Raw genomic sequence first — 22863 nt, forward strand, 5'->3', positions numbered from 1 at the left:
AACCCACAGGCAAATTCCCCTGTGTTTGATTGTCCCTTTGACTGCCATCACCGGATTGCCAATACTCATGGCAACTTGATGCTACCTGCACGGAACAAGGAATGACTCTTTGAAGCTGGAACTCAAGAACAGCTTGTCGGTGAAGTTGCTCCGGGTCGTGCTCCTGTCGGCATTGATCGTCGGCGTGGTCTTGAGCTGCGCGCAGATCGTTTTCGATGCCTATAAAACACGCCAGGCCGTGGCAGGCGATGCCCAGCGCATCCTCGACATGTTCCGCGACCCCTCGACCCAGGCCGTCTACAGCCTGGACCGAGAAATGGGCATGCAAGTGATTGAAGGCCTGTTTCAGGACGACGCCGTCCGCCAGGCCTCCATCGGCCACCCCAATGAAGCCATGCTGGCGCAAAAATCCCGCGAGTTGCAGCAATCCAGCAGCCGCTGGCTGACCGACCTGATCCTCGGCAAGGAACGCACCTTCACCACTCAACTGGTGGGTCGCGGCCCGTACAGCGAGTACTACGGCGACCTGAGCATCACCCTCGACACCGCCACCTATGGACAAGGGTTCATCGTCAGCTCGGTGATCATCTTCATTTCCGGGGTATTGCGCGCCCTCGCCATGGGGCTGGTGCTGTATCTGGTCTACCACTGGCTGCTGACCAAACCGCTGTCGCGGATCATCGAGCACCTGACCGAAATCAACCCGGACCGCCCCAGCGAGCACAAGATTCCACAGCTCAGGGGCCACGAGAAAAACGAACTGGGCATCTGGATCAACACCGCCAACCAGTTGCTCGAGTCCATCGAGCGCAACACCCACCTGCGCCACGAAGCGGAAAACAGCCTGCTGCGCATGGCCCAGTACGACTTCCTCACCGGCCTGCCGAACCGCCAGCAATTGCAACAGCAACTGGACAAGATCCTCGTCGACGCCGGCAAACTGCAACGCCGGGTCGCGGTGTTGTGTGTCGGCCTCGATGACTTCAAGGGCATCAACGAACAATTCAGCTATCAGACCGGTGACCAACTGCTGCTGGCGCTGGCTGATCGCCTGCGGGGCCACAGCGGTCGCCTTGGCGCCCTCGCCCGACTGGGCGGCGATCAGTTCGCTCTGGTTCAGGCCGATATCGAACAACCCTACGAAGCCGCCGAACTGGCGCAAAGCATTCTCGATGACCTGGAAGCGGCATTCGCCCTCGATCATCAAGAGATTCGCCTGCGCGCCACCATCGGCATCACCCTGTTCCCCGAGGATGGCGACAGCACCGAGAAGCTGCTGCAAAAAGCCGAGCAGACCATGACCCTGGCCAAGACTCGCTCGCGCAACCGCTACCAGTTCTATATCGCCAGTGTCGACACCGAGATGCGTCGCCGTCGCGAACTGGAAAAGGACCTGCGCGACGCGTTGATCCGCGACCAGTTCTACCTCGTCTACCAGCCGCAGATCAGCTACCGCGATCATCGGGTGGTGGGCGTCGAAGCATTGATTCGCTGGCAACATCCCGAACACGGGCTGGTGCCGCCGGACCTGTTCATCCCGCTGGCCGAGCAGAACGGCACCATCATTGCCATTGGCGAATGGGTGCTGGATCAGGCCTGTAAACAATTGCGCGACTGGCATGACCAGGGCTTCACCGACCTGCGCATGGCGGTGAACCTGTCCACGGTGCAGTTGCACCACGCCGAGCTGCCGCGGGTGGTCAATAACCTGCTGCAAATGTACCGCCTGCCACCGCGCAGCCTGGAGCTGGAAGTCACCGAAACCGGCCTGATGGAAGACATCAGCACCGCCGCCCAGCACCTGCTGAGCCTGCGTCGCTCCGGTGCGTTGATCGCCATCGACGACTTCGGCACCGGTTACTCATCGCTGAGTTACCTGAAAAGCCTGCCGCTGGACAAGATCAAGATCGACAAGAGCTTCGTACAAGACCTGCTCGATGACGACGACGATGCAACCATCGTTCGGGCCATCATCCAGTTGGGCAAGAGCCTTGGCATGCAGGTCATTGCAGAGGGGGTGGAAACCATCGAGCAAGAGGCCTACATCATTTCCGAAGGCTGTCACGAAGGTCAGGGCTACTTTTACAGCAAGCCACTGCCGGCGCGAGAACTGGGCGCCTATCTCAAGCAGGCCCAGCGCAGCAACGCGGCTATTTTGTAGGGTTCCTGTAGGAGCGAGCCTGCTCGCGATGAACTCCAAGGCGACGCATTCTTTCAGTCTGCACGCGTTATCGTTCACGTTCATCGCGAGCAGGCTCGCTCCTGCAAAGTGCAACATCCGCTATCTGAATAAGAAATATTTCCAAGAACAACTCTTTACACATAATGCGAAAGATTTGCATTATGTCGCAGCTTTGCGCGCTAGCTGCGCCATTCCACCCCCTCTCGAAGCAGGATGTTCGCCATGATTCGTATGCCTCTGGCTACCGCCAGTCTGTTGGCCATCGCTATTTCCCTCGCCGGTTGTGGCGAAGGCAAAGACAAAGCTGCCGCCCCAGCGCCTACGCCAGCCGCCACTACCACGGCCCCGGCCGCTGCGCCTGCGCCAGCTGCTGCCGGCAAAGTCGACGAAGCCGCTGCCAAAGCCGTTGTCGCGCATTACGCCGACATCGTCTTCGCCGTTTACAGCGATGCCGAATCCACCGCGAAAACCCTGCAAACCGCCGTCGACGCCTTCCTCGCGAAGCCGAACGCCGACACCCTGAAAGCCGCCAAGGCAGCCTGGATCGCCGCTCGCGTTCCTTACCTGCAGAGCGAAGTGTTCCGCTTCGGCAACACCATCATCGACGACTGGGAAGGTCAGGTGAACGCCTGGCCACTGGACGAAGGCCTGATCGACTACGTCGACAAATCCTACGAGCACGCACTGGGTAACCCGGGCGCGACCGCCAACATCATCGCCAACACTCAAGTTCAGGTCGGCGAAGACAAGATCGACGTCAAAGACATCACCCCGGAAAAACTCGCCAGCCTGAACGAGCTGGGTGGTTCCGAGGCCAACGTCGCCACCGGCTACCACGCCATCGAATTCCTGCTGTGGGGCCAGGACCTGAACGGCACCGGCCCTGGCGCCGGCAACCGTCCAGCCTCCGACTACCTGGAAGGCAAAGGCGCCACCGGCGGTCACAACGATCGTCGTCGCGCTTACCTGAAGTCCGTGACCCAACTGCTGGTCAGCGACCTGGAAGAAATGGTCGGTAACTGGAAGCCAAACGTGGCCGACAACTACCGCGCCACCCTGGAAGCGGAACCTGTGGATTCCGGCCTGCGCAAAATGCTGTTCGGCATGGGCAGCCTGTCCCTGGGCGAACTGGCGGGCGAGCGCATGAAGGTTTCCCTGGAAGCCAACTCCCCTGAAGACGAACACGACTGCTTCAGCGACAACACCCACAACTCGCAGTTCTACGATGCCAAAGGCATTCGTAACGTGTACCTGGGCGAATACACCCGTGTCGACGGCACCAAAATGACCGGCGCCAGCCTGTCCTCTCTGGTGGCCAAGGCGGACCCGGCGGCCGACACCGCGCTGAAAGCCGACCTGGCTGCGACCGAAGCCAAGATGCAGGTCATTGTCGATCACGCCAACAAGGGTGAGCACTACGACCAGTTGATCGCTGCCGGCAACACCGCTGGCAACCAGATCGTTCGTGACGCCATCGCTTCGCTGGTCAAGCAGACCGGTTCGATCGAAGCCGCCGCTGGCAAGCTGGGCATCAGCGACCTGAACCCGGACAACGCTGATCACGAATTCTGATCAACGCTGGCTGAGTGATTCAAAGAGGCGACCTTCGGGTCGCCTTTTTCATGCCAGCCCAACACAGATCATTGTAGGAGCGAGGCTTGCCCGCGAAGACGGCATCACACACGACATCATCGTCGACTGACAAACCGCTTTCGCGGGCAAGCCTCGCTCCTACAACGATCGCATCCAACCAATGGACGCCCACCAAACCTGCGCCACATCAACCAAACGATAATTCCTCTTATTCAATCTCCCCTGCCCTGTTAGACTTTGCGCCCTTGTTTTGCTCGTCTTGCAGGATGTCTGATGCCCTCGCTGCCTCTTCGCTTGTCCGCACTGTTTCTGGCCCTGGGCCTGAGTGCCTGCGATGACGCCCCGCGTTTTACCCAGGCCGAACCCGGTGAAGCCAGGTCCGGTGGCAGCGCGACCGTGCGCAAGACCGATCAGAACGCCTTTTCCCTGCCCTCCGCCAACCTGCCGCCGTCACGGCGCGTGGACTTCAGCGTCGGCAACAGCTTCTTCCGCAACCCCTGGGTGATCGCCCCGTCGACCACCACGGCCCGCGACGGCCTCGGCCCACTGTTCAACACCAACGCTTGCCAGGGCTGCCATATCAAGGACGGTCGCGGTCACCCGCCTGCACCTGATGCATTGAATGCCGTTTCGATGCTGGTGCGCCTGTCGATACCCGATTCACCGACCTACGCCAAAATCATCGAGCAGCATGGTGTCGTGCCGGAGCCGGTCTACGGCGGCCAGTTCCAGGACATGTCGGTGCCCGGCGTGGCTCCGGAAGGCAAGGTTCGGGTTGATTACACGCCGGTGCCGGTGCGTTTCAAGGACGGCACCGAAGTCGAGTTGCGCAAGCCGACATTGCAGATCACCCAACTCGGCTACGGCCCGATGCACCCGGACACGCGTTTCTCCGCGCGCGTCGCCCCGCCGATGATTGGCCTCGGGCTGCTCGAGGCGATCCCGGAAGAAGCGATCCTCGCCAATGCCGCCGCGCAGGCCAAAGAGAAAAACGGCATCAATGGCCGACCGAACCAGGTCTGGGATGACGCCCTGCAGAAAACCGTCCTCGGCCGATTCGGCTGGAAGGCCGGGCAGCCGAACCTCAATCAACAGAATGTTCACGCGTTTTCTGGTGATATGGGCCTCACGACCAGCCTGAGACCCTTTGATGACTGCACCGAGGCGCAAACCGCCTGCAAACAGGCGCCGAACGGCAACGGCCCGGACGGCGAACCGGAAGTCAGCGATAACATTCTGCGTCTGGTGCTGTTCTACAGCCGTAACCTTGCCGTACCGGCTCGCCGCGATGTCGGCACACCGCAAGTGCTGGCCGGCAAGACCCTGTTTTTCCAGGCCGGTTGCCAGTCCTGCCACACACCCAAATACACCACCGCCGCCAACGCGGCAGAACCTGAACTGGCCAATCAAGTGATTCGCCCTTACAGCGATCTGCTGCTGCACGACATGGGCGACGGCCTGGCCGACAACCGCAGTGAATTCCAGGCCAGTGGCCGCGACTGGCGCACGCCGCCGTTGTGGGGCATCGGCCTGACGCAGGCAGTCAGTGGCCACACCCAGTTCTTGCATGACGGCCGCGCCCGCAATCTGCTCGAAGCCGTGCTCTGGCATGGCGGCGAAGCAAAAGCGGCCCAGCAACAGGTTTTGTCTTTCAATGCCGAGCAGCGCGCGGCGTTGCTGGCGTTTTTGAATTCCCTTTAAACGTATTCCTTAGCGGGAGCCCTAAATGTTCCGTCCCAAGTTGTTGTTCACCAGCCTTGCCGCACTCGCCCTCGGCGCCTGCTCACCGCAGGATCCGCAGGCTGTCACATCGGCGGCCATCGCCAAGTCGGTGATCCTGCCGACCTACACGCGCTGGGTTGAAGCCGATCGCCAGTTGGCCGTCAGTGCGCTGGCCTATTGCGAAGGCAAGGAAAACCTCGACACCGCCCGTGCCGATTTCCTGCATGCGCAGAAAGCCTGGGCCGAGCTGCAACCGTTGCTGATCGGGCCGCTGGCCGAAGGCAATCGCGCCTGGCAGGTGCAATTCTGGCCGGACAAGAAAAACCTGGTGGGCCGTCAGGTCGAGCAACTGGTGACCGCGCAACCGCAGATCGATGCCTCCGCCCTGGCCAAATCCAGCGTTGTGGTGCAAGGCCTCTCGGCCTACGAATACATCCTGTTCGACAGCAAACCTGACGTGGCCAACGAGGCGCAAAAAGCCAAGTATTGCCCTCTGCTGAAAGCCATTGGCGAGCGTCAGAAACAGCTGGCCGAAGAGATTCTGCAAACCTGGAACAACACCGACGGCATGCTCGCGCAGTTGAGCAAATTCCCGAACCAGCGCTACGCCGACTCCCACGAAGCGATTGCCGATCTGCTGCGTGTACAGGTCACCGCTCTCGACAGCCTGAAGAAAAAACTCGGCACGCCGATGGGCCGCCAGACCAAGGGTGTGCCGCAACCATTCCAGGCTGACCAGTGGCGCAGCCAGTCGTCCCTGACGAGTATGGAAGCGAGCCTCGCCGCCGCCAAAACCGTGTGGGAAGGCGTCGACAACAAAGGCCTGCGTGGCTTGCTGCCTAGCGAGCAGAAACCCTTGGCCGACAAGATCGACGCCGCTTACGCCGCGTCCCTGAAACTGTTCGCCAGCAACCAGCGTTCGCTGACTGAAATGCTCAACGACGACGCCGGTCGCCAGCAGCTCAACGACATCTACGACAGCCTCAATGTCGTCCACCGCCTGCACGAAGGCGAACTGGCCAAGGCGCTGGGCATCCAACTGGGCTTCAACGCCAACGACGGTGACTGATGAGGGCAAGTGCCATGCTGCGACGACAGGCTCTGACGTTAGGTAGTTTGCTGCTGGGAGCAGTGACACTGGGCGGCTGGACGCTGTTCAAGCAAAAGGACAAGAGCCCGCTGCTGCTTTCGGCGCGGGACGATGGCGACGGCAAGCACTACGCCGTCGGTTATCGGCTGGACGGTACGCGGGTGTTCGCCACCCAGGTCGGCCAGCGTTGCCACGACATCATCAACCACCCGACGCTGCCGATCGCGCTGTTCGTCGCCCGGCGTCCGGGCACCGAAAGTTACCTGATCGACCTGCGCGACGGCACGCTGCTGCAAACCGTGGCCTCGCAACCGAACCGGCACTTCTACGGTCACGCGGTGATTCACCAGAGCGGCGACTGGCTGTACGCCACCGAGAACGACACGTCCGATCCCGGTCGCGGCTTGCTCGGCGTGTACAAGTTCGAAGGTGAGCGTCTGGTGCACAGCGGCGAGATTTCGACCCATGGCATCGGCCCGCATCAGGTGTCGTGGATGCCCGATGGCGAAACCCTGGTGGTGGCCAACGGCGGCATTCGCACCGAGGCTGAAAGCCGCGTCGAGATGAACCTCAACGCCATGGAACCAAGCCTGGTGCTGATGCAGCGCGACGGTACATTGCTGAGCAAGGAAACCCTCGCGCAACAGATGAACAGCGTGCGGCACCTGGGGATCGCCAGCGATGGCACCATCGTCGCCGGTCAGCAATTCATGGGGCCGTCCCATGAGTCGTCGGAGCTGTTGGCGATCAAGCGTCCGGGGCAACCGTTCGTGGCGTTCCCGGTGCCCGAGCATCAGTTGCAGGCCATGGGGCATTACACCGCCAGCGTCGCGGTGCACAGTGATTTGCGCCTGATCGCGTTGACGGCGCCGCGGGGCAATCGCTTTTTCATCTGGGACATGGACAGCGGTGAAGTGCGCCTGGATGCGCCGCTTCCCGATTGCGCCGGGGTGGGTGCAGTGGCCGACGGTTTTGTCGTGACCTCGGGTCAAGGCCGATGCCGGTACTACGATTGCCGCCAGACAAACCTTGTTGCAAAACCTCTCGAACTGCCTGCGGGGCTCTGGGATAACCACCTGCACCTCATCTGACTGCCCCGCTCTTGTAGGAGCTGAGCTTGCTCGCGAAGGCGGTGTGTCAGGCACATCCATTTTGCATGTGCCGCCGCTTTCGCGAGCAAGCTCTGCTCCTACAGGTTTTGCGGTGGCCTGTGAAAAGTGGCAGTTGGAATACCCGGCACACTCGGAGTAATGTGCCCGACTGTCTCACCTGATTTTCTCCAAGGAAGTGGAAATATGCTGCGTCGCCGCATGCTGATCATGTTGGGTGTTGTTTTGCTGATCGTGCTGGTTCTGGCCGGTTACAAAGCCTTCTCCATCTACACGATGATTCAAGGCTTCGCTGTGCCGAAACCGCCGATCAGCGTCGCCGTGGCTACTGCTACCGAGCAACCGTGGCAGGAACGCCTGCCTACCGTCGGCACGCTCAAGGCGCTGCAAGGCGTGGACCTGAGCCTGGAGACCGACGGCACCGTCATCGATTTGCAGTTCGAGTCAGGGCAGAAGGTCAAGGTAGGTCAACCACTCCTGCGCCTCGACAGCGCCGTGGAAAGTGCCTTGCTGGAAACCGCCCAGGCCGACCTCGGGCTGGCCCAGCTCGATTACGGTCGCGGTAGCCAACTGGTGGGCAGCCAGGCCATTTCCAAAGGTGAGTTCGACCGACTTTCGGCGGTGCTGAAAAAAAGCAAAGCCACGGTCAATCAACTCAAGGCTGCGCTCGGCAAAAAAAGCATCGTTGCCCCCTTCAGCGGGACCATCGGCATTCGGCAGGTGGACGTTGGCGACTATCTTGCCAGCGGCACCATGATTGCCACCCTGCAAGACCTCAGCAGTCTCTACGTCGACTTTTTCGTGCCCGAACAGTCGGTGCCGAAGATCGCCATCGGCCAGCCGGTTGAAATCATCGTCGCGGCCTACCCGGCGCAGACCTTCCCCGGCACCATCAGCGCGATCAATCCGAAAATCGAGAACAGCACGCGCAACATGCAGGTCCGCGCGACCCTGGCCAACCCCGACGGCAAACTGTTACCGGGCATGTTCGCCAGCCTGCAGGTGATGCTGCCCGACCCGCAGCCGCGCATCGTCGTGCCGGAAAGCGCGATCACGTACACGCTGTACGGCAATTCGTTGTACGTGGCAACGCAGAAAAAAACCGAAGACGGCAGCGTCGAAAAAGACGACAAGGGCCAACCGATCCTGATCGCCGAACGCCGTTTCATCGAAACCGGCGAGCGACGCGATGGCCAGGTGATGATTACCAAAGGCGTGAAGAACGGCGAAAAAGTGGTCACCGCCGGCCAGATCAAACTGGACAACGGTGCGCACATTGCCATCAGCGACGACAAGACCCTGGCCGAGAAGAACAGTCAGCCACGCGCTGACTGATCAAGGAACCCCCAATGGCTTTTACCGACCCGTTCATCCGCCGCCCGGTGCTCGCCACCGTGGTCAGCCTGTTGATTGTGCTGCTGGGCTTTCAGGCCTGGAGCAAGCTGCCGCTGCGCCAATATCCGCAAATGGAAAACGCCCTGATCACGGTGACCACCGCGTACCCCGGGGCGAACGCCGAAACCATTCAGGGCTACATCACCCAACCGATGCAACAGAGCCTGGCAAGCGCCGAGGGCATCGACTACATGACCTCGGTCAGTCGCCAGAACTTCTCGGTGATCTCGATCTACGCGCGCATCGGTTCCAACAGCGACCGCTTGTTCACCGAGCTGCTGGCCAAGGCCAACGAGGTGAAAAACCAGTTGCCTCAGGACGCTGAAGACCCGGTACTGAGCAAGGAAGCCGCCGATGCGTCGGCGCTGATGTACATCAGCTTCTTCAGCAAGGAAATGAGTAACCCGCAGATTACCGATTACCTGTCGCGAGTGATTCAGCCAAAACTGGCGACCCTGCCAGGCATGGCCGAAGCCGAGATTCTCGGCAACCAGGTATTCGCCATGCGCCTGTGGCTGGACCCGGTGAAACTGGCGGGTTTCGGCCTCAGCGCCAGCGATGTGACCGATGCCGTGCGCAAGTACAACTTCCTCTCCGCCGCCGGCGAAGTGAAAGGCGAGTACGTGGTCACCAGCATCAACGCCAACACCGAGCTCAAATCCGCCGAAGCCTTCGCCGCGATTCCGCTCAAGGTCGACGGTGACAGCCGGGTGCTGCTCAGCGATGTCGCGCGGGTCGAGATGGGCGCGGAAAACTACGACACCATCAGCTCCTTCGGTGGCACGCCCTCGGTGTACATCGGCATCAAGGCAACGCCCGGCGCCAACCCGCTGGACGTGATCAAGGAAGTGCGCAAGATCATGCCGGACCTGGAAGCCCAGCTGCCGCCGAACCTCAAGGGTGAAATTGCCTACGACGCCACGCTGTTCATCCAGGCCTCGATCGACGAAGTGGTGAAAACCCTGTTCGAAGCGGTGCTGATCGTGATCGTCGTGGTATTTCTGTTCCTCGGGGCGCTGCGTTCGGTGGTGATCCCGGTGGTGACCATTCCGTTGTCGATGATCGGCGTGATGTTCTTCATGCAGATGATGGGCTACTCGATCAACCTGCTGACCCTGCTGGCGATGGTATTGGCCATTGGCCTGGTGGTGGACGACGCCATCGTGGTGGTGGAAAACATCCACCGTCACATCGAAGAAGGCAAGACGCCGCTGGACGCCGCCATTGAGGGCGCCCGGGAAATCGCCATGCCGGTGGTCTCGATGACCATCACCCTGGCGGCGGTCTACGCCCCGATCGGCTTCCTGACCGGCCTCACCGGGGCGCTGTTCAAGGAGTTCGCCCTGACGCTGGCCGGTGCGGTGGTGATCTCCGGCATCGTCGCCCTGACGTTGTCGCCGATGATGTGCGCCTTTCTGCTGCGCCACGACGAAAACCCCAGCGGCCTCGCTCACCGGCTGGACCTGATTTTCGAAGGCCTCAAGCGCCGCTACCAGCGCATGCTGCACGGCACGCTCAACACGCGGCCGGTGGTGCTGGTGTTCGCGGTGATCGTGCTGTGCCTGATTCCGGTGCTGCTCAACTTCACCAAATCGGAACTGGCACCGGACGAGGACCAGGGCGTCATTTTCATGCTGGCCAGCGCCCCGCAACCGACCAACCTTGATTACCTGAACACCTACACCGACGAGTTCGTCAGCATCTTCAAGGCATTTCCCGAGTACTACTCCTCGTTCCAGATCAACGGCTTCAACGGCGTGCAATCGGGGATTGGCGGTTTCCTGCTCAAACCGTGGAACGAGCGTGAGCGCACGCAAATGCAGATCCTGCCTGCGGTCCAGAGCAAACTGGAAAGCATTCCAGGCTTGCAGATTTTCGGCTTCAACCTGCCTTCCCTGCCGGGAACCGGCGAAGGGCTGCCGTTTCAATTCGTCGTCAATACCGCCAACAATTACGAGTCGTTGCTGCAAGTGATGGACCGGGTGAAAAAACGCGCGATGGAGTCCGGCAAGTTTGCCTTCGTCGACGTTGACCTGGCCTTTGACAAACCCGAAGTCGTGGTCGATATCGATCGGGCGAAGGCCGCGCAAATGGGCGTGTCCATGCAGGATCTGGGCGGCACGCTGGCGACGTTGCTGGGCGAGGCGGAGATCAACCGGTTCACCATTGAAGGTCGCAGCTACAAAGTCATCGCGCAGGTCGAACGGCCTTTCCGGGACAACCCCGACTGGCTGAACAACTATTACGTGAAGAACACCAAGGGCGAACTGCTGGCCCTGTCGACCCTGATTACCGTGACCGACCGGGCACGCCCACGGCAACTGAATCAGTTCCAGCAGCTCAACTCGGCGATCCTGTCCGGGGTCCCGCTGGTGAGCATGGGTGAAGCCCTCGACGCGGTGCGTCAGATTGCCCGGGAAGAGGCACCCGCAGGTTTTGCCGTCGACTATGCCGGTGCATCGCGGCAGTACGTGCAGGAAGGCAGTGCGTTGTGGGTCACTTTTGCCTTGGCATTGGCGATCATTTTCCTGGTGCTGGCGGCGCAGTTCGAAAGCTTCCGCGACCCGCTGGTGATTCTGGTGACCGTGCCGCTGTCGATCTGTGGCGCTCTGATTCCGCTGTTCCTCGGCTGGTCGAGCATGAACATCTACACCCAGGTCGGGCTGGTGACGTTGATCGGATTGATCAGCAAGCACGGGATTCTGATCGTCGAGTTCGCCAACCAGTTGCGCAAGGACAAGGGCCTGACGCCGCGCGAAGCGGTTGAGGAAGCAGCGGCCATTCGTCTGCGTCCGGTGCTGATGACCACCGCGGCGATGGTATTTGGCATGGTGCCGTTGATCATCGCCACGGGCGCGGGCGCTGTCAGCCGGTTCGACATCGGCACAGTGATCGCCACGGGGATGTCGATCGGGACGCTGTTTACGCTGTTTGTGCTGCCGTGCGTGTACACGTTGCTGGCTAAACCCGATAAACCTGCACACGCATAACTTCTGTAGGAGCCGGCTTGCTGGCGATGGTGTGTCAGTCGACATCACCGTGGCTGACCCACCATCGCCAGCAAGCCGGCTCCTACAGGGGGTGCGTGAATTGACACGAAAATGAAAAAGGCCTCGCATTTGCGAGGCCTTTTATTTGGGCTTCAATCTGGTCAACTCTGCGGCCTCAGTCCTTGAGAAAGTCCGAACATGAACAGCAATAAATCATGATCGGGTTGGGTTGCAACGGTCGCCTTCGCAACCCGCGGCATCGGACAACGCGCGTCCCCGTTCACTGAACCGAGGACCTGCGTGCGGGGCTGCTCCCAAGCCGCCACCGCCAGTGAAGCAACTGCCAAGGCTCCTATCAAGAACAAACCTCTAGCAATTTCGAGTTTCATTGCTATAAACCTTTGATAGCGCTGCCAAACGCCATCTCATAAAGGTAGACGAGATTTTTCCAGTCCGTGTCGCTGAACGACGAGTGGCGGCGCAGTTGCCGCATGTCATGGGTAGCGGCGCGACGGGCGGTCAAACGCTTCCGGCTCTTCTCCAGATCGAGCATGGCAATCTCGACGTTGGCGGCCTCGCCCTCACCAGTGACGCGTACGAATACGTGCTTCATATAGAGGCAGCCGTGCTGCCAGCGGCCCTTGTGCATGCGGGCCAGATTCTCGGCCAGATCCTTCAGGACCCGATCATGCACCGCCTCGCCATGACGCTCGCGACCACCGCCTGCATACCAGTGTTCGATTTCTTCGAAACCGTCCAGTGCCTTGGTCACCAGCAATGCGCGCCACTTGTGAACCGGGTCATGCTGCGCACCGCAGAAAACGATTTCCGGAACGCGCACGTCGATCAGGCGCATGCCCATGAGCGCATCTCGCTCACGCAACACCGTCGGCCGACCGAAAGGATGCAGCCAACTCCGATAGGTATGTCCGGTCTGACGTTTGACGTAGAGCAGTTGTCCCTTGCTGCTCTTGATACGCTGCACACCGCTTTCGCCGCCGCGACGGACGTTGGGTTCTTCAACCCATTCACCGCGCTGATTCCAGAAATAGTCAAAGCGGTCTTGGGAAGCGACGTCCGTTTCTGCTGCACACTGCACTGCCATTGAGTTACCTCTTGCGTAATACATAAACCCGCCACATGGCATAGAGCGGTAAAAAGTCCAGTTGTTCCTGGATTCGAAAACCAGCCTGCTCGAACTCCTTTTCGACCGTAGCCGCCGGTAACACAAATCGGTTTTGGTAACCGAGATGCCCACGTGTTTTTTCAAGCCGCCTGCGTTTCCAGGCTTTGAAGTTGCCGTCTACCCACAACGAAATAATCACGCTGTCACGCGTGACGCGTTCGAACTCACGCAGAATGGCCAGTCGATGCTCGGCTTCACCGATGTGGTGCAGCAAGCGCATACAAAAAATGCTGTCGACGGCGTTATCAGGCAAGGCAATGTCGAACGCAGATGTGTGCAAGGGTTGTACCCGTTTCACCACATCGGCCGGTTGCGCCTTCAAAGCGATCTTCAGCATGGACTCGGAGTTGTCCGCACCGATAATCACCCGATTGGCTTTTTCCGCCAGTAGTGGCCAGAAGCGCCCGGCACCGCAGGGTAAATCGAGAACCAGGCCAGGTTCACCAGCCAGTGTCAAAGCCTTGCGCGCCAGTTGCTCGTCACGCCAATGGGACAGTCGGCGACCGAGTCCGTCCTGATGTTTGCGCAGGTATTTCTGAGCGTGTTGATCGTCGTATTTTTCGGAAAAATCAAGTTTGATCGGGCCAGCCATCACGAAGGGCTCCTGCGTTTCTGATGACCACTACCCTAAGGAATGGTGTGTCAGCGCCAGGTCATGCCTTCGTGAAAAAATCGTGGTGTAAAACCCCGATTTATTTCGAGGTTTTACAGGTTGACGGCAGTGGCCGAGGGCCACCAACAAAATCAACTATCGCGCTGACTCAACGTCACCTGAAAACGACAGCCATTGGGCTCCATGTTCGTCAGGCTGACATTCCACCCCTGGTTCTCACAGATCCGCTGCACCAGCGACAGGCCCAACCCCAGGCCTTCACCACGTTTCTCGTTGCCACGCACGAACGGCTCGAACATCGCCTCGCGTTTCTCCTCGGGAATGCCTACACCACTGTCCTCGACCGTGAAACCGGCGGTCGTCAGCGTCAAACGGATGAAGCCCCGTTCGGTGTAATGCAGCGCGTTACGCAACAGGTTACCCATGACTGCGTGCAACAGGGTTGCGTTGTAGCAAGTGCTGGCCGGATTGCCCGGTTCAAATATCAGCGACAGCCCTTTTGCCTCGATCGGTTCTCGCCACAAACTGAGCAGCCCGCCGGCGACCTGGCTCAAGGACTGCTGCGGCGCCATGCTGGCGTCTTCATGTTGGGCGCGGGCCAGCATCAGGAAGGTTTGCACCAGCTCACGCATCTCTTCGCAGGCGCGGGCGATTCGTTCAACCTGAGCCCGCCCCCGCTGGTCGATGCCGGGGTTTTCCAGCAACAGCTCACAGGAACTGGCCAGCACCATCAACGGCGTGCGCAATTCGTGGCTGACGTCACTGGTGAACAATCGCTCCCGGGTCAATGCCTGCCGCAAGCGCCCGAGGGTGGCGTCGAAGGCGACCGCCAGCTCGCCCACTTCATCAGCGGCGTAGTCCGGTGCCAACGGGGGCGCCAGCCCCAGGAGCTGATCGCGGTGACGCACCTGCCGGGCGAGGCGCACCACCGGCGCCATCACTTTGCGCGCGAGGACCCAGCCGAGGAACACCGCCAACGCCAGGCTCAGGACGAAGCCCACCAGCACCACCGCGAACAGCACCCGCTCACGCTCTTCGAAATCACTCTGGTCTTGCAGCAGCACATAATGCCGGCCATCGACGACTTCGACCATCGCGTGATACGACAGCTGCTCCCGGAACACCTCGTGAAAACCCGGCTCCAGATGACGCAAATCCTTGGGCAACTCGAAATCGCCCGGCCCGCCGCTGAAATAGAACAGCTGGTCTGGTTCGGGGCGATGGCTCCAGTCCGAGACACTGTCCATCAACAACAGGCGTTGCAGATCGCCACCCAGACCTGCCGAAATCAGTTTTTCTTCCACCAGGTGCACGGTTGCCACAATGCCCATGGCGAAGGCGCCTGCCACCAATGCGCTCATCAGCGCAAAGGCGATGATGATCCGTTGAGCAAGGCTCTGTTTAAACTCCATCACGGCCCTCGGCCAAGCGATAACCCACACCGTGTACGGTTTGCAGCAACGGCTTGGCGAACGGCTTGTCGATCACCTGACGCAATTGGTGGACGTGGCTGCGCAGGCTGTCGCTGTCCGGGCAGTCATCGCCCCACAGGGCCTCTTCGAGAATTTCCCGGCGCAAGACGTGCGGGCTTTTCTGCATCAGCACGGCCAACAGTTTCAGGCCGACCGGGTTGAGTTTCAGCAAGCGCCCTTCGCGGGTGACTTCCAGGGTATCGAGGTCGTAGCTCAGATCGCCGACTTGCAGGGTACGACGACCGCCGCCCTGCGCCCGGCGCATCACCGCTTCGATCCGCGCGGCCAGTTCAGACAGGGCGAAAGGTTTGATCAGGTAATCATCCGCCCCGGACTTGAAGCCTTGCAGCCGATCGTCCAATTGATCGCGAGCGGTCAGCATGATCACCGGGGTGTCACGGCGAGCGTCTTCGCGCAGGCGTTTGCACAGGGTATAGCCGTCGATGCCGGGCAACATGATGTCGAGCACGATCAAGTCGTAGTGCTCGGTGGCTGCCAGGTGCAGGCCAGACAAACCGTCCTGCGCGCAATCCACGGTGTAGCCTTTGAGCCCCAGGTAATCGGCCAGATTGGCCAGGATATCGCGGTTGTCTTCAACCAATAGAATTCGCATGGGCACCTCCTCCGTACACAGTAACGGCCGTCTTGGCCCGCGCAGCTTAAGGCCTGGCGTGGCGCAGAGCCAGAACTGTGTGCAGTGGCCAAACCCATTGATAAACCCGGTGTGACGTTGACGATTTTTTCACTATCGGTTCACACGGCAGCGACAGAAACAGGCCCAAACTCCGCGCGGCTGCGCTCTCAAGAACATTTAACCGACCAAGGAACTGCCATGGTTTCGACCACTGCCCGCCCCGCCTCTCGCCCTCTGAACTTCTGGGTGTGCCTGGGTGTGCCCGCCGTTGCGGCGATCATTCTGGTGCTGCTCGAACTGACGTCCGTGGACATGGACCTGGCGAGGATGTTCTACGACCCGGCTGCGGGGGATTTCATCGGACGGCACAGTTACTTCCTCGAAAACATCCTGCATGACCGCGCCAAACAAGTGGTCATCGCGTTTTCAGTGTTGGCCATCTTCGGCTTCATCGGCGCCTTTTTCATCGACCGGCTCAAACCGTTCAAACGGGAACTGGGCTGCCTGGTGCTGTCCCTGGGCCTGGCGACCTCTTTTGTCACGCCCGTCAAAGCGGTGACCGCGGTTCAATGCCCATGGAGCCTGGAGCAATTCGGCGGTCATGAAACCTACAGTGAACTGCTCAGCCCGCGCCCACCTACCGAAAAACCCGGCCGTTGCTGGCCGGGTGGTCATGCCGCCACCGGTTTCACGTTGTTTGCGCTGTTTTTCGTGCTGCGCGACCGACGTCCGCGTCTGGCGCGCAAGGCGCTGGTGTTCGCGTTTGCGCTGGGCACGGTGTTTTCTATCGGCCGGATGCTGCAGGGCGCGCATTTTTTCTCGCACAACGTGTGGACAGCGATTTTCTGCTGGCTGATTTGTCTGGGGTCGTATTACTACATCCTTTATCGACCTGCGTTGAAGGCTGATCGAGTAACCAAGGCAGAACCTGTCAGCGTCTGATCTGACGCCTTCGCGGGCAAGCCTCGCTCCTACAGGTTAATCACACACCGTAGGAGCGAGGCTTGCCCGCGAAGGGGCCCTCAAAAGCAACACAACTTTCCGGCACGCAATAAAAAACCCCGCCTGCTTTCGCAGGCGGGGTTTTTTCGTACGGGGTAAGGCTGGCTTACATCATGCCGCCCATGCCGCCCATACCGCCCATGTCTGGCATGCCGCCGCCAGCTGGTGCGTCTTCCTTGATCTCGGCGATCATGGCTTCGGTGGTGATCATCAGGCTGGCAATCGACGAAGCCGCTTGCAGAGCCGAACGAGTCACTTTGGCCGGGTCCAGGATACCCATTTCGATCATGTCGCCGTATTCGCCGGTGGCAGCGTTGTAACCGTAGTTACCCGAACCCTGCTTGACCTTGTCCACAACTACGCTTGGCTCGTCGCCGGAGTTGGCAACGATCTGGCGCAGTGGAGCTTCAACAGCGCGACGCAGCAACTGGATGCCAACGTTCTGGTCATCGTTGTCGCCTTTCAGCTCGGAGATAGCCTGCAGAGCGCGAACCAGTGCCACGCCGCCGCCAGGTACCACGCCTTCTTCAACGGCTGCACGGGTAGCGTGCAGGGCGTCTTCAACGCGGGCTTTCTTCTCTTTCATTTCAACTTCGGAACCGGCGCCAACCTTGATCACTGCAACGCCGCCGGACAGCTTGGCCAGACGCTCTTGCAGTTTTTCACGGTCGTAGTCGGACGAAGTGTCGGCCACTTGCTGACGGATCTGCAGAACGCGAGCCTGGATGTCAGCCTCAACGCCGGCACCGTCGATCACGGTGGTGTTTTCTTTGGACAGGATCACGCGCTTGGCATTACCCAGGTGTTCCAGGGTAGTGCTTTCCAGGCTCAGACCGATCTCTTCGGAGATAACGGTACCGCCAGTCAGAACAGCGATGTCCTGCAGCATGGCCTTGCGACGGTCGCCGAAGCCTGGAGCCTTGACGGCTGCGACTTTGACGATGCCACGCATGTTGTTCACAACCAGAGTCGCCAGGGCTTCGCCTTCAACGTCTTCGGCCACGATCAGCAGTGGACGGCCGGCTTTGGCAACGGCTTCCAGTACTGGCAGCATTTCGCGGATGTTCGAGATCTTTTTGTCGACCAGCAGGATCAGCGGACCGTCCAGCTCGGCAGTCATGGTCTCTGGCTTGTTGACGAAGTACGGGGACAGGTAGCCACGGTCGAACTGCATGCCTTCAACAACCGACAGTTCGTTTTCCAGGCCCGAGCCTTCTTCAACGGTGATCACGCCTTCTTTACCGACTTTTTCCATGGCTTCGGCAATGATGTCGCCGATGGAGTTGTCGGAGTTGGCCGAGATGGTGCCGACCTGAGCGATTGCCTTGGTGTCAGCGCATGGCTTGGACAGGGCTTTCAGCTCTTTGACGATAGCGATGGTCGCTTTGTCGATACCGCGCTTGAGGTCCATCGGGTTCATGCCGGCAGCGACGGCTTTCAGGCCTTCGTTGACGATCGATTGAGCCAGAACGGTAGCGGTGGTGGTACCGTCGCCTGCGTCATCGTTGGCACGGGAGGCAACGTCTTTGACCAGCTGCGCGCCCATGTTTTCGAAGCGATCTTTCAGCTCGATTTCTTTGGCAACGGACACGCCGTCCTTGGTGATGGTCGGAGCGCCGAAGCTCTTCTCGATGATCACGTTACGGCCTTTAGGGCCCAGGGTCGCTTTTACTGCGTCAGCCAGGACGTTTACACCGGCGAGCATTTTCTTGCGGGCGGAGTCGCCGAATTTAACTTCTTTAGCAGCCATGATCGATATTCCTTAAATACTTTGTAGTAGCGGGAAAATGAGCGGGGAATCAGCCTTCGATAACAGCGAGAATCTCGTTCTCAGCCATTACCAGCAGGTCTTCGCCGTCGACTTTCACGGTGTTGCTGCCGGAGTACGGGCCGAACACAACCTTGTCACCCACTTTCACGGCCAGCGCACGCACTTCACCGTTGTCCAGCACGCGGCCGGTACCTACAGCGAGCACTTCGCCGCTGTTGGCTTTTTCAGCAGCCGAACCTGGCAGGACGATACCGCCAGCGGTTTTCTTTTCTTCTTCGCTGCGACGGATGACGACGCGGTCATGCAGAGGACGAAGCTTCATTGTCGATCTCTCCTAATTGTGGTTTTCATCGGCCGGTGTAGTCCCGGCGGGTTTAACAAATCCGGCGGTGCCGGGTGCGGTTCGTCAAGCGAACCGCGGAAGTCTGTCTGGCGTGATTGCCAGAAACCTTGCGGTGACCGTTACATAAGGGCGCATAAGCTTATTACAAGGGCGCGGATCGAAATTTTTTGCATCAATGCCCTGAAAACGAACACGGCACCCGAAGGTGCCGTGCAGGTGAAACGATTTACTTGGAATCGCGGTGTTCGAACTCGCCTTCGATCACGTTCGGCTCTCGGCCCAACGGCTCGCGCGGGGCAGGACCGCCACGCGGCTGAAGATCATCGGCGAACGCACGCTGACGGATCGCCGCCTCTTCGGCGCGCTGGCGCATTTTATTGGCCAGCAGTCGACGCGAGATCGGCAGCAGCATGATCAGGCCCAGCACGTCAGTGACGAAGCCCGGCAGAATCAACAGACCACCGGCCAGGGCCAGCATCAGGCCTTCGAGCATGGTCTGGGCTGGCAGTTCGCCGCGGTTCAGACTTTCACGCGCACGCAGCGCAGTTGCCAGGCCGGCGATGCGCAGCACGAACACGCCGAGCATCGAGCCGAGAATGACCAGCAGCAGCGCCGGGAAAAACCCGATCGCTCCGCTGACCTTGACGAATACGAACAGCTCCAACACCGGAAACAGTACAAAGAGCAACAAAAAAGGGCGCATCAAATGGTTCCTCAACGCAAGAATGCCTTGCCAGTCTTCCCTAGATGACGTCGCCCTTTCGTGAATTCAAGCGCCGGCCACTTCATTTTTCGGCCAATGTTCGGCGTGAGCCAGGAAAACCAAGGCCTCCCGAACTTGTGTCGGCGTATTACACGGGGCTTGAAACGGTAGCCAGTACAGCGCCTGACCAATGCGCAGGTGCATGCCTTCAGTGTCGATCCCGGCCAGTTGCGCCGGCTCGGTTTTCGGCAGTCCCGCCAGTTCGACGTAGTGGGCGATGGCTTTGGCGTGATCGGCGTTCATGTGCTCGACCATGCTCAGTTCGGCCTTGCCGGCGAACGGGTTGGCCAACGTCAGTTGATCAACCCAATGAATCGCGCCGAAGCCACCGATGTAACGGTGACGCACGGGTTTGAGCACCCAGAAATCGAAATCGTGGGCCCTGTGGTAATTCTGCGAATCCGGGAAGTAACGGTAGTAGCGTTCGGCGGCCGCTTCAATCGCAGCCGCGTCCTCGAGTTTTTCTGCTTCGGCGAGGTACGTCAGGCGGCCGACCGCTTGCACGTCCTCGGCCCCGCGCTCACCGACGAACAGCGAACACTTCGGGTCTTTCTGCAGGTTGTGGGTGTGCTGGGCGATACGGCTGATCAGGATCAGCGGCCGGCCCTGCTCGTCCAGACAGTAAGGAACCACGGAGCCAAACGGGAAACCGGGCATCGCCTTGGAGTGCGTCGACAGCACTCCGCGGTATTCCTTGAGAAGCAATTCTCGGGCATTCTTGGCCGCTTCAACGCTCAATTTATGACTCCTTATATAGAATCCGTCGAAAAAACGGACAGGCGACTGCTAAAAGTTCCAGTCCGCCATCGGGGCAGTTCTCATGTGCAACCAGGCCATATCAGGTGCAGATCGAGAGGCTCTCTAGAAGGAAGACCACTCCAACCTGCAACTGGGGCACGCGAATGCAACTCACTGACAAAGTAATCATTATCACTGGCGGTTGCCAGGGTTTAGGCCGTTCGATGGCCGAGTATTTAGCCGGCAAAGGCGCGAAGCTTGCGCTGGTTGACCTGAACCAGGAAAAGCTCGATGACGCCGTTGCCGCGTGCAAGGCCAAGGGCGTCGAGGCCCGCGCCTACCTGTGCAATGTCGCGAATGAAGAGCAAGTGACGCACATGGTCGCCCAGGTGGCCGAAGATTTCGGCGCGATCCATGGCTTGATCAACAACGCAGGGATCCTGCGTGACGGGCTGCTGTTGAAGGTCAAGGACGGCGAGATGACCAAGATGAGCCTGGCCCAATGGCAAGCAGTCATCGACGTCAACCTGACCGGCGTGTTCCTGTGCACCCGCGAAGTCGCGGCGAAAATGGTCGAGCTGAAGAATAGCGGCGCGATCATCAACATCTCGTCGATCTCCCGCGCCGGCAACGTCGGCCAGACCAACTACTCGGCGGCCAAGGCCGGGGTTGCGGCGGCGACTGTCACGTGGGCAAAGGAATTGGCGCGTTACGGCATCCGCGTGGCGGGCATTGCACCGGGCTTTATCGAGACCGAGATGACGCTGGGCATGAAGCCTGAAGCGCTGGAAAAAATGACGTCCGGGATTCCGCTCAAGCGCATGGGCAAGCCGGAAGAGATCGCCCATTCGGCGGCGTACATTTTCGAGAACGACTACTACACCGGCCGGATTCTGGAAATGGATGGCGGGTTGCGGATCTGACCAACACCGCAAACCAATGTGGGAGCGAGCCTGCTCGCGATAACGGTGTGCCAGTCAACGCATCCGTTGAATGTTAATCCGCCATCGCGAGCAGGCTCGCTCCCACAATTGGATCGCGTTTAATCGTCGCTGATGGTGATGTTCGGCATCGCCGGGGTCGCCGCTTCCTGCAACACGATCCGCGCGCCGACGTGGCGGGCGAGTTCCTGATACACCAGCGCGATCGGGCTGTCCGGCTCGGCAATGACCGTTGGCTTGCCGCCGTCGGCCTGTTCACGAATGGCCATCGCCAGCGGCAACGACGCCAACAGTTCGACGCCGTACTGATTGGCCAGCTTCACGCCCCCGCCCTCACCGAACAGATGCTCGGCATGCCCGCAGTTCGAGCAGATGTGCACCGCCATGTTTTCCACCACGCCCAGCACCGGGATGTTGACCTTGCGGAACATCTCCACGCCCTTGCGCGCGTCCAGCAACGCCAGGTCTTGCGGGGTGGTGACGATGACAGCGCCGGCCACCGGGACTTTCTGCGCCAGGGTCAGCTGGATGTCGCCGGTGCCAGGTGGCATGTCGATGACCAGGTAATCCAGATCGCCCCAGGCGGTTTGTGTCACCAGTTGCAACAGTGCGCCAGAGACCATCGGCCCGCGCCAGACCATCGGCGTATTGTCGTCGGTCAAAAACGCCATGGACATCACTTCGACGCCATGGGACTCAATCGGCACGAACCACTTCTGATCCTTGACCTTTGGTCGGGTGCCTTCGGGAATGCCGAACATGATGCCCTGGCTCGGACCGTAAATGTCCGCATCCAGAATCCCCACCTTCGCGCCTTCGCGGGCCAGGGCCAACGCGAGGTTGGCGGCGGTGGTGGACTTGCCCACGCCGCCCTTGCCGGATGCCACGGCCACAACGTTCTTGACGTTGGCCAGGCCCGGGATCTGTGCCTGAGCCTTGTGTGCGGCGATCACACTGGTGATATCAACGCGGGCGCTGGTGACGCCGTCGAGGCCTTCGATGGCCATTTGCAGCATCTGCGCCCAGCCACTTTTGAACAGGCCGGCGGCGTAACCCAACTCCAGCTGGACGCTGACGCGATCACCCTGGATGTCGATGTTGCGCACGCACCCGGCGCTGACCGGGTCCTGGTTCAGGTAAGGGTCGGTGTATTGGCGAAGGACGGCTTCCACCGCTGCGCGATTGACGGCGCTCATGGGCAACTCCGATAGCAAGACTGGAAAATCAGGCGGGTATCGTACCTGTTCTGATCGTTTGGCGGCATGTCGAAAAGATCTGTAGGAGCCCGGTTTGCCAGCGATGGTGTCCTCAGGTCAGTC

General features: G+C 60.0%; 19 protein-coding genes. 9 read left to right on the plus strand and 10 right to left on the minus strand.

Annotation, left to right across the window (positions count from 1 at the left end):
• Positions 1-109 precede the first annotated feature (109 nt).
• The 7 genes from KGA82_RS10390 to KGA82_RS10420 all read left to right on the plus strand — a co-directional run bounded on the left by KGA82_RS10390 (position 110) and on the right by KGA82_RS10420 (position 12081).
• A complete protein-coding gene (locus KGA82_RS10390) occupies positions 110-2161 on the plus strand; it encodes a putative bifunctional diguanylate cyclase/phosphodiesterase (RefSeq protein ID WP_223450283.1) in 2052 nt (683 codons plus the stop codon).
• 243 nt (positions 2162-2404) lie between these two features.
• On the plus strand, positions 2405-3754 hold the full coding sequence (locus KGA82_RS10395) for an imelysin family protein (RefSeq protein WP_008032101.1): 1350 nt from the start codon (positions 2405-2407) through the stop codon (positions 3752-3754).
• 294 nt (positions 3755-4048) lie between these two features.
• On the plus strand, positions 4049-5476 hold the full coding sequence (locus KGA82_RS10400; protein ID WP_223450284.1) for a di-heme oxidoredictase family protein: 1428 nt from the start codon (positions 4049-4051) through the stop codon (positions 5474-5476).
• 25 nt (positions 5477-5501) lie between these two features.
• Positions 5502-6566: an imelysin family protein gene (locus tag KGA82_RS10405; protein ID WP_223450285.1), complete on the plus strand. Its 1065-nt coding sequence runs from the start codon at positions 5502-5504 to the stop codon at positions 6564-6566.
• A 14-nt stretch (positions 6567-6580) separates the two neighbouring features.
• Positions 6581-7678, plus strand: coding sequence for a DUF1513 domain-containing protein (locus tag KGA82_RS10410; protein WP_008036485.1), 1098 nt, complete (start codon positions 6581-6583; stop codon positions 7676-7678).
• 204 nt (positions 7679-7882) lie between these two features.
• Positions 7883-9031, plus strand: coding sequence for an efflux RND transporter periplasmic adaptor subunit (locus KGA82_RS10415; protein WP_223437347.1), 1149 nt, complete (start codon positions 7883-7885; stop codon positions 9029-9031).
• A gap of 14 nt (positions 9032-9045) precedes the next feature.
• Positions 9046-12081: a multidrug efflux RND transporter permease subunit gene (locus KGA82_RS10420; protein ID WP_223450286.1), complete on the plus strand. Its 3036-nt coding sequence runs from the start codon at positions 9046-9048 to the stop codon at positions 12079-12081.
• Positions 12082-12242: 161 nt separating this feature from the next.
• Here the strand turns inward: KGA82_RS10420 and KGA82_RS10425 are convergent, their stop codons facing one another.
• The 5 genes from KGA82_RS10425 to colR all read right to left on the minus strand — a co-directional run bounded on the left by KGA82_RS10425 (position 12243) and on the right by colR (position 15965).
• Complete coding sequence (locus KGA82_RS10425) at positions 12243-12470, minus strand: hypothetical protein (protein WP_032828991.1); 228 nt, start codon at positions 12468-12470, stop codon at positions 12243-12245.
• A gap of 2 nt (positions 12471-12472) precedes the next feature.
• Positions 12473-13186, minus strand: coding sequence for a lipopolysaccharide kinase InaA family protein (locus KGA82_RS10430; protein WP_223450287.1), 714 nt, complete (start codon positions 13184-13186; stop codon positions 12473-12475).
• A 4-nt stretch (positions 13187-13190) separates the two neighbouring features.
• On the minus strand, positions 13191-13859 hold the full coding sequence (locus KGA82_RS10435) for a class I SAM-dependent methyltransferase (protein WP_223450288.1): 669 nt from the start codon (positions 13857-13859) through the stop codon (positions 13191-13193).
• 152 nt (positions 13860-14011) lie between these two features.
• A complete protein-coding gene (locus KGA82_RS10440) occupies positions 14012-15292 on the minus strand; it encodes a sensor histidine kinase (protein ID WP_223450289.1) in 1281 nt (426 codons plus the stop codon).
• Positions 15282-15965: a two-component system response regulator ColR gene (gene colR / locus KGA82_RS10445; RefSeq protein ID WP_008032118.1), complete on the minus strand. Its 684-nt coding sequence runs from the start codon at positions 15963-15965 to the stop codon at positions 15282-15284. The genes KGA82_RS10440 and colR overlap by 11 nt, the downstream gene beginning before the upstream one ends.
• 219 nt (positions 15966-16184) lie before the next feature.
• Between colR and KGA82_RS10450 the strand changes: the two genes are divergently transcribed.
• Positions 16185-16928: a phosphatase PAP2 family protein gene (locus tag KGA82_RS10450; RefSeq protein WP_008032120.1), complete on the plus strand. Its 744-nt coding sequence runs from the start codon at positions 16185-16187 to the stop codon at positions 16926-16928.
• A gap of 166 nt (positions 16929-17094) precedes the next feature.
• On the opposite strand, the gene groL is transcribed toward KGA82_RS10450, so the two are convergent.
• The 4 genes from groL to KGA82_RS10470 form a co-directional block, all read right to left on the minus strand.
• Positions 17095-18738, minus strand: coding sequence for a chaperonin GroEL (gene groL / locus KGA82_RS10455; protein ID WP_008032122.1), 1644 nt, complete (start codon positions 18736-18738; stop codon positions 17095-17097).
• Positions 18739-18787: 49 nt separating this feature from the next.
• The gene (locus tag KGA82_RS10460) at positions 18788-19081 is read right to left on the minus strand and encodes a co-chaperone GroES (protein ID WP_008032125.1); all 294 of its coding nucleotides are present in this window, start codon (positions 19079-19081) and stop codon (positions 18788-18790) included.
• Between the two features lie 247 nt (positions 19082-19328).
• Positions 19329-19805 carry an FxsA family protein gene (locus tag KGA82_RS10465; RefSeq protein WP_008032127.1) on the minus strand — a complete coding sequence of 159 codons (477 nt, stop codon included), beginning with the start codon at positions 19803-19805 and terminating at the stop codon, positions 19329-19331.
• A 66-nt stretch (positions 19806-19871) separates the two neighbouring features.
• Positions 19872-20603: a HugZ family protein gene (locus KGA82_RS10470; RefSeq protein WP_223450290.1), complete on the minus strand. Its 732-nt coding sequence runs from the start codon at positions 20601-20603 to the stop codon at positions 19872-19874.
• 164 nt (positions 20604-20767) lie between these two features.
• Between KGA82_RS10470 and KGA82_RS10475 the strand changes: the two genes are divergently transcribed.
• Positions 20768-21526 (plus strand): SDR family oxidoreductase, encoded by a 759-nt coding sequence (locus tag KGA82_RS10475; protein ID WP_032832292.1) that lies wholly within the window; start codon positions 20768-20770, stop codon positions 21524-21526.
• 119 nt (positions 21527-21645) lie between these two features.
• Here KGA82_RS10475 and apbC read toward each other — a convergent pair whose 3' ends face one another.
• The gene (gene apbC / locus KGA82_RS10480; protein WP_008036460.1) at positions 21646-22740 is read right to left on the minus strand and encodes an iron-sulfur cluster carrier protein ApbC; all 1095 of its coding nucleotides are present in this window, start codon (positions 22738-22740) and stop codon (positions 21646-21648) included.
• Positions 22741-22863 lie beyond the last annotated feature (123 nt).

Origin of the sequence: Pseudomonas sp. BF-RE-22 (assembly GCF_019956155.1) — a bacterium.
In the GTDB taxonomy this organism is placed as follows: Bacteria; Pseudomonadota; Gammaproteobacteria; order Pseudomonadales; family Pseudomonadaceae; genus Aquipseudomonas; species Aquipseudomonas migulae.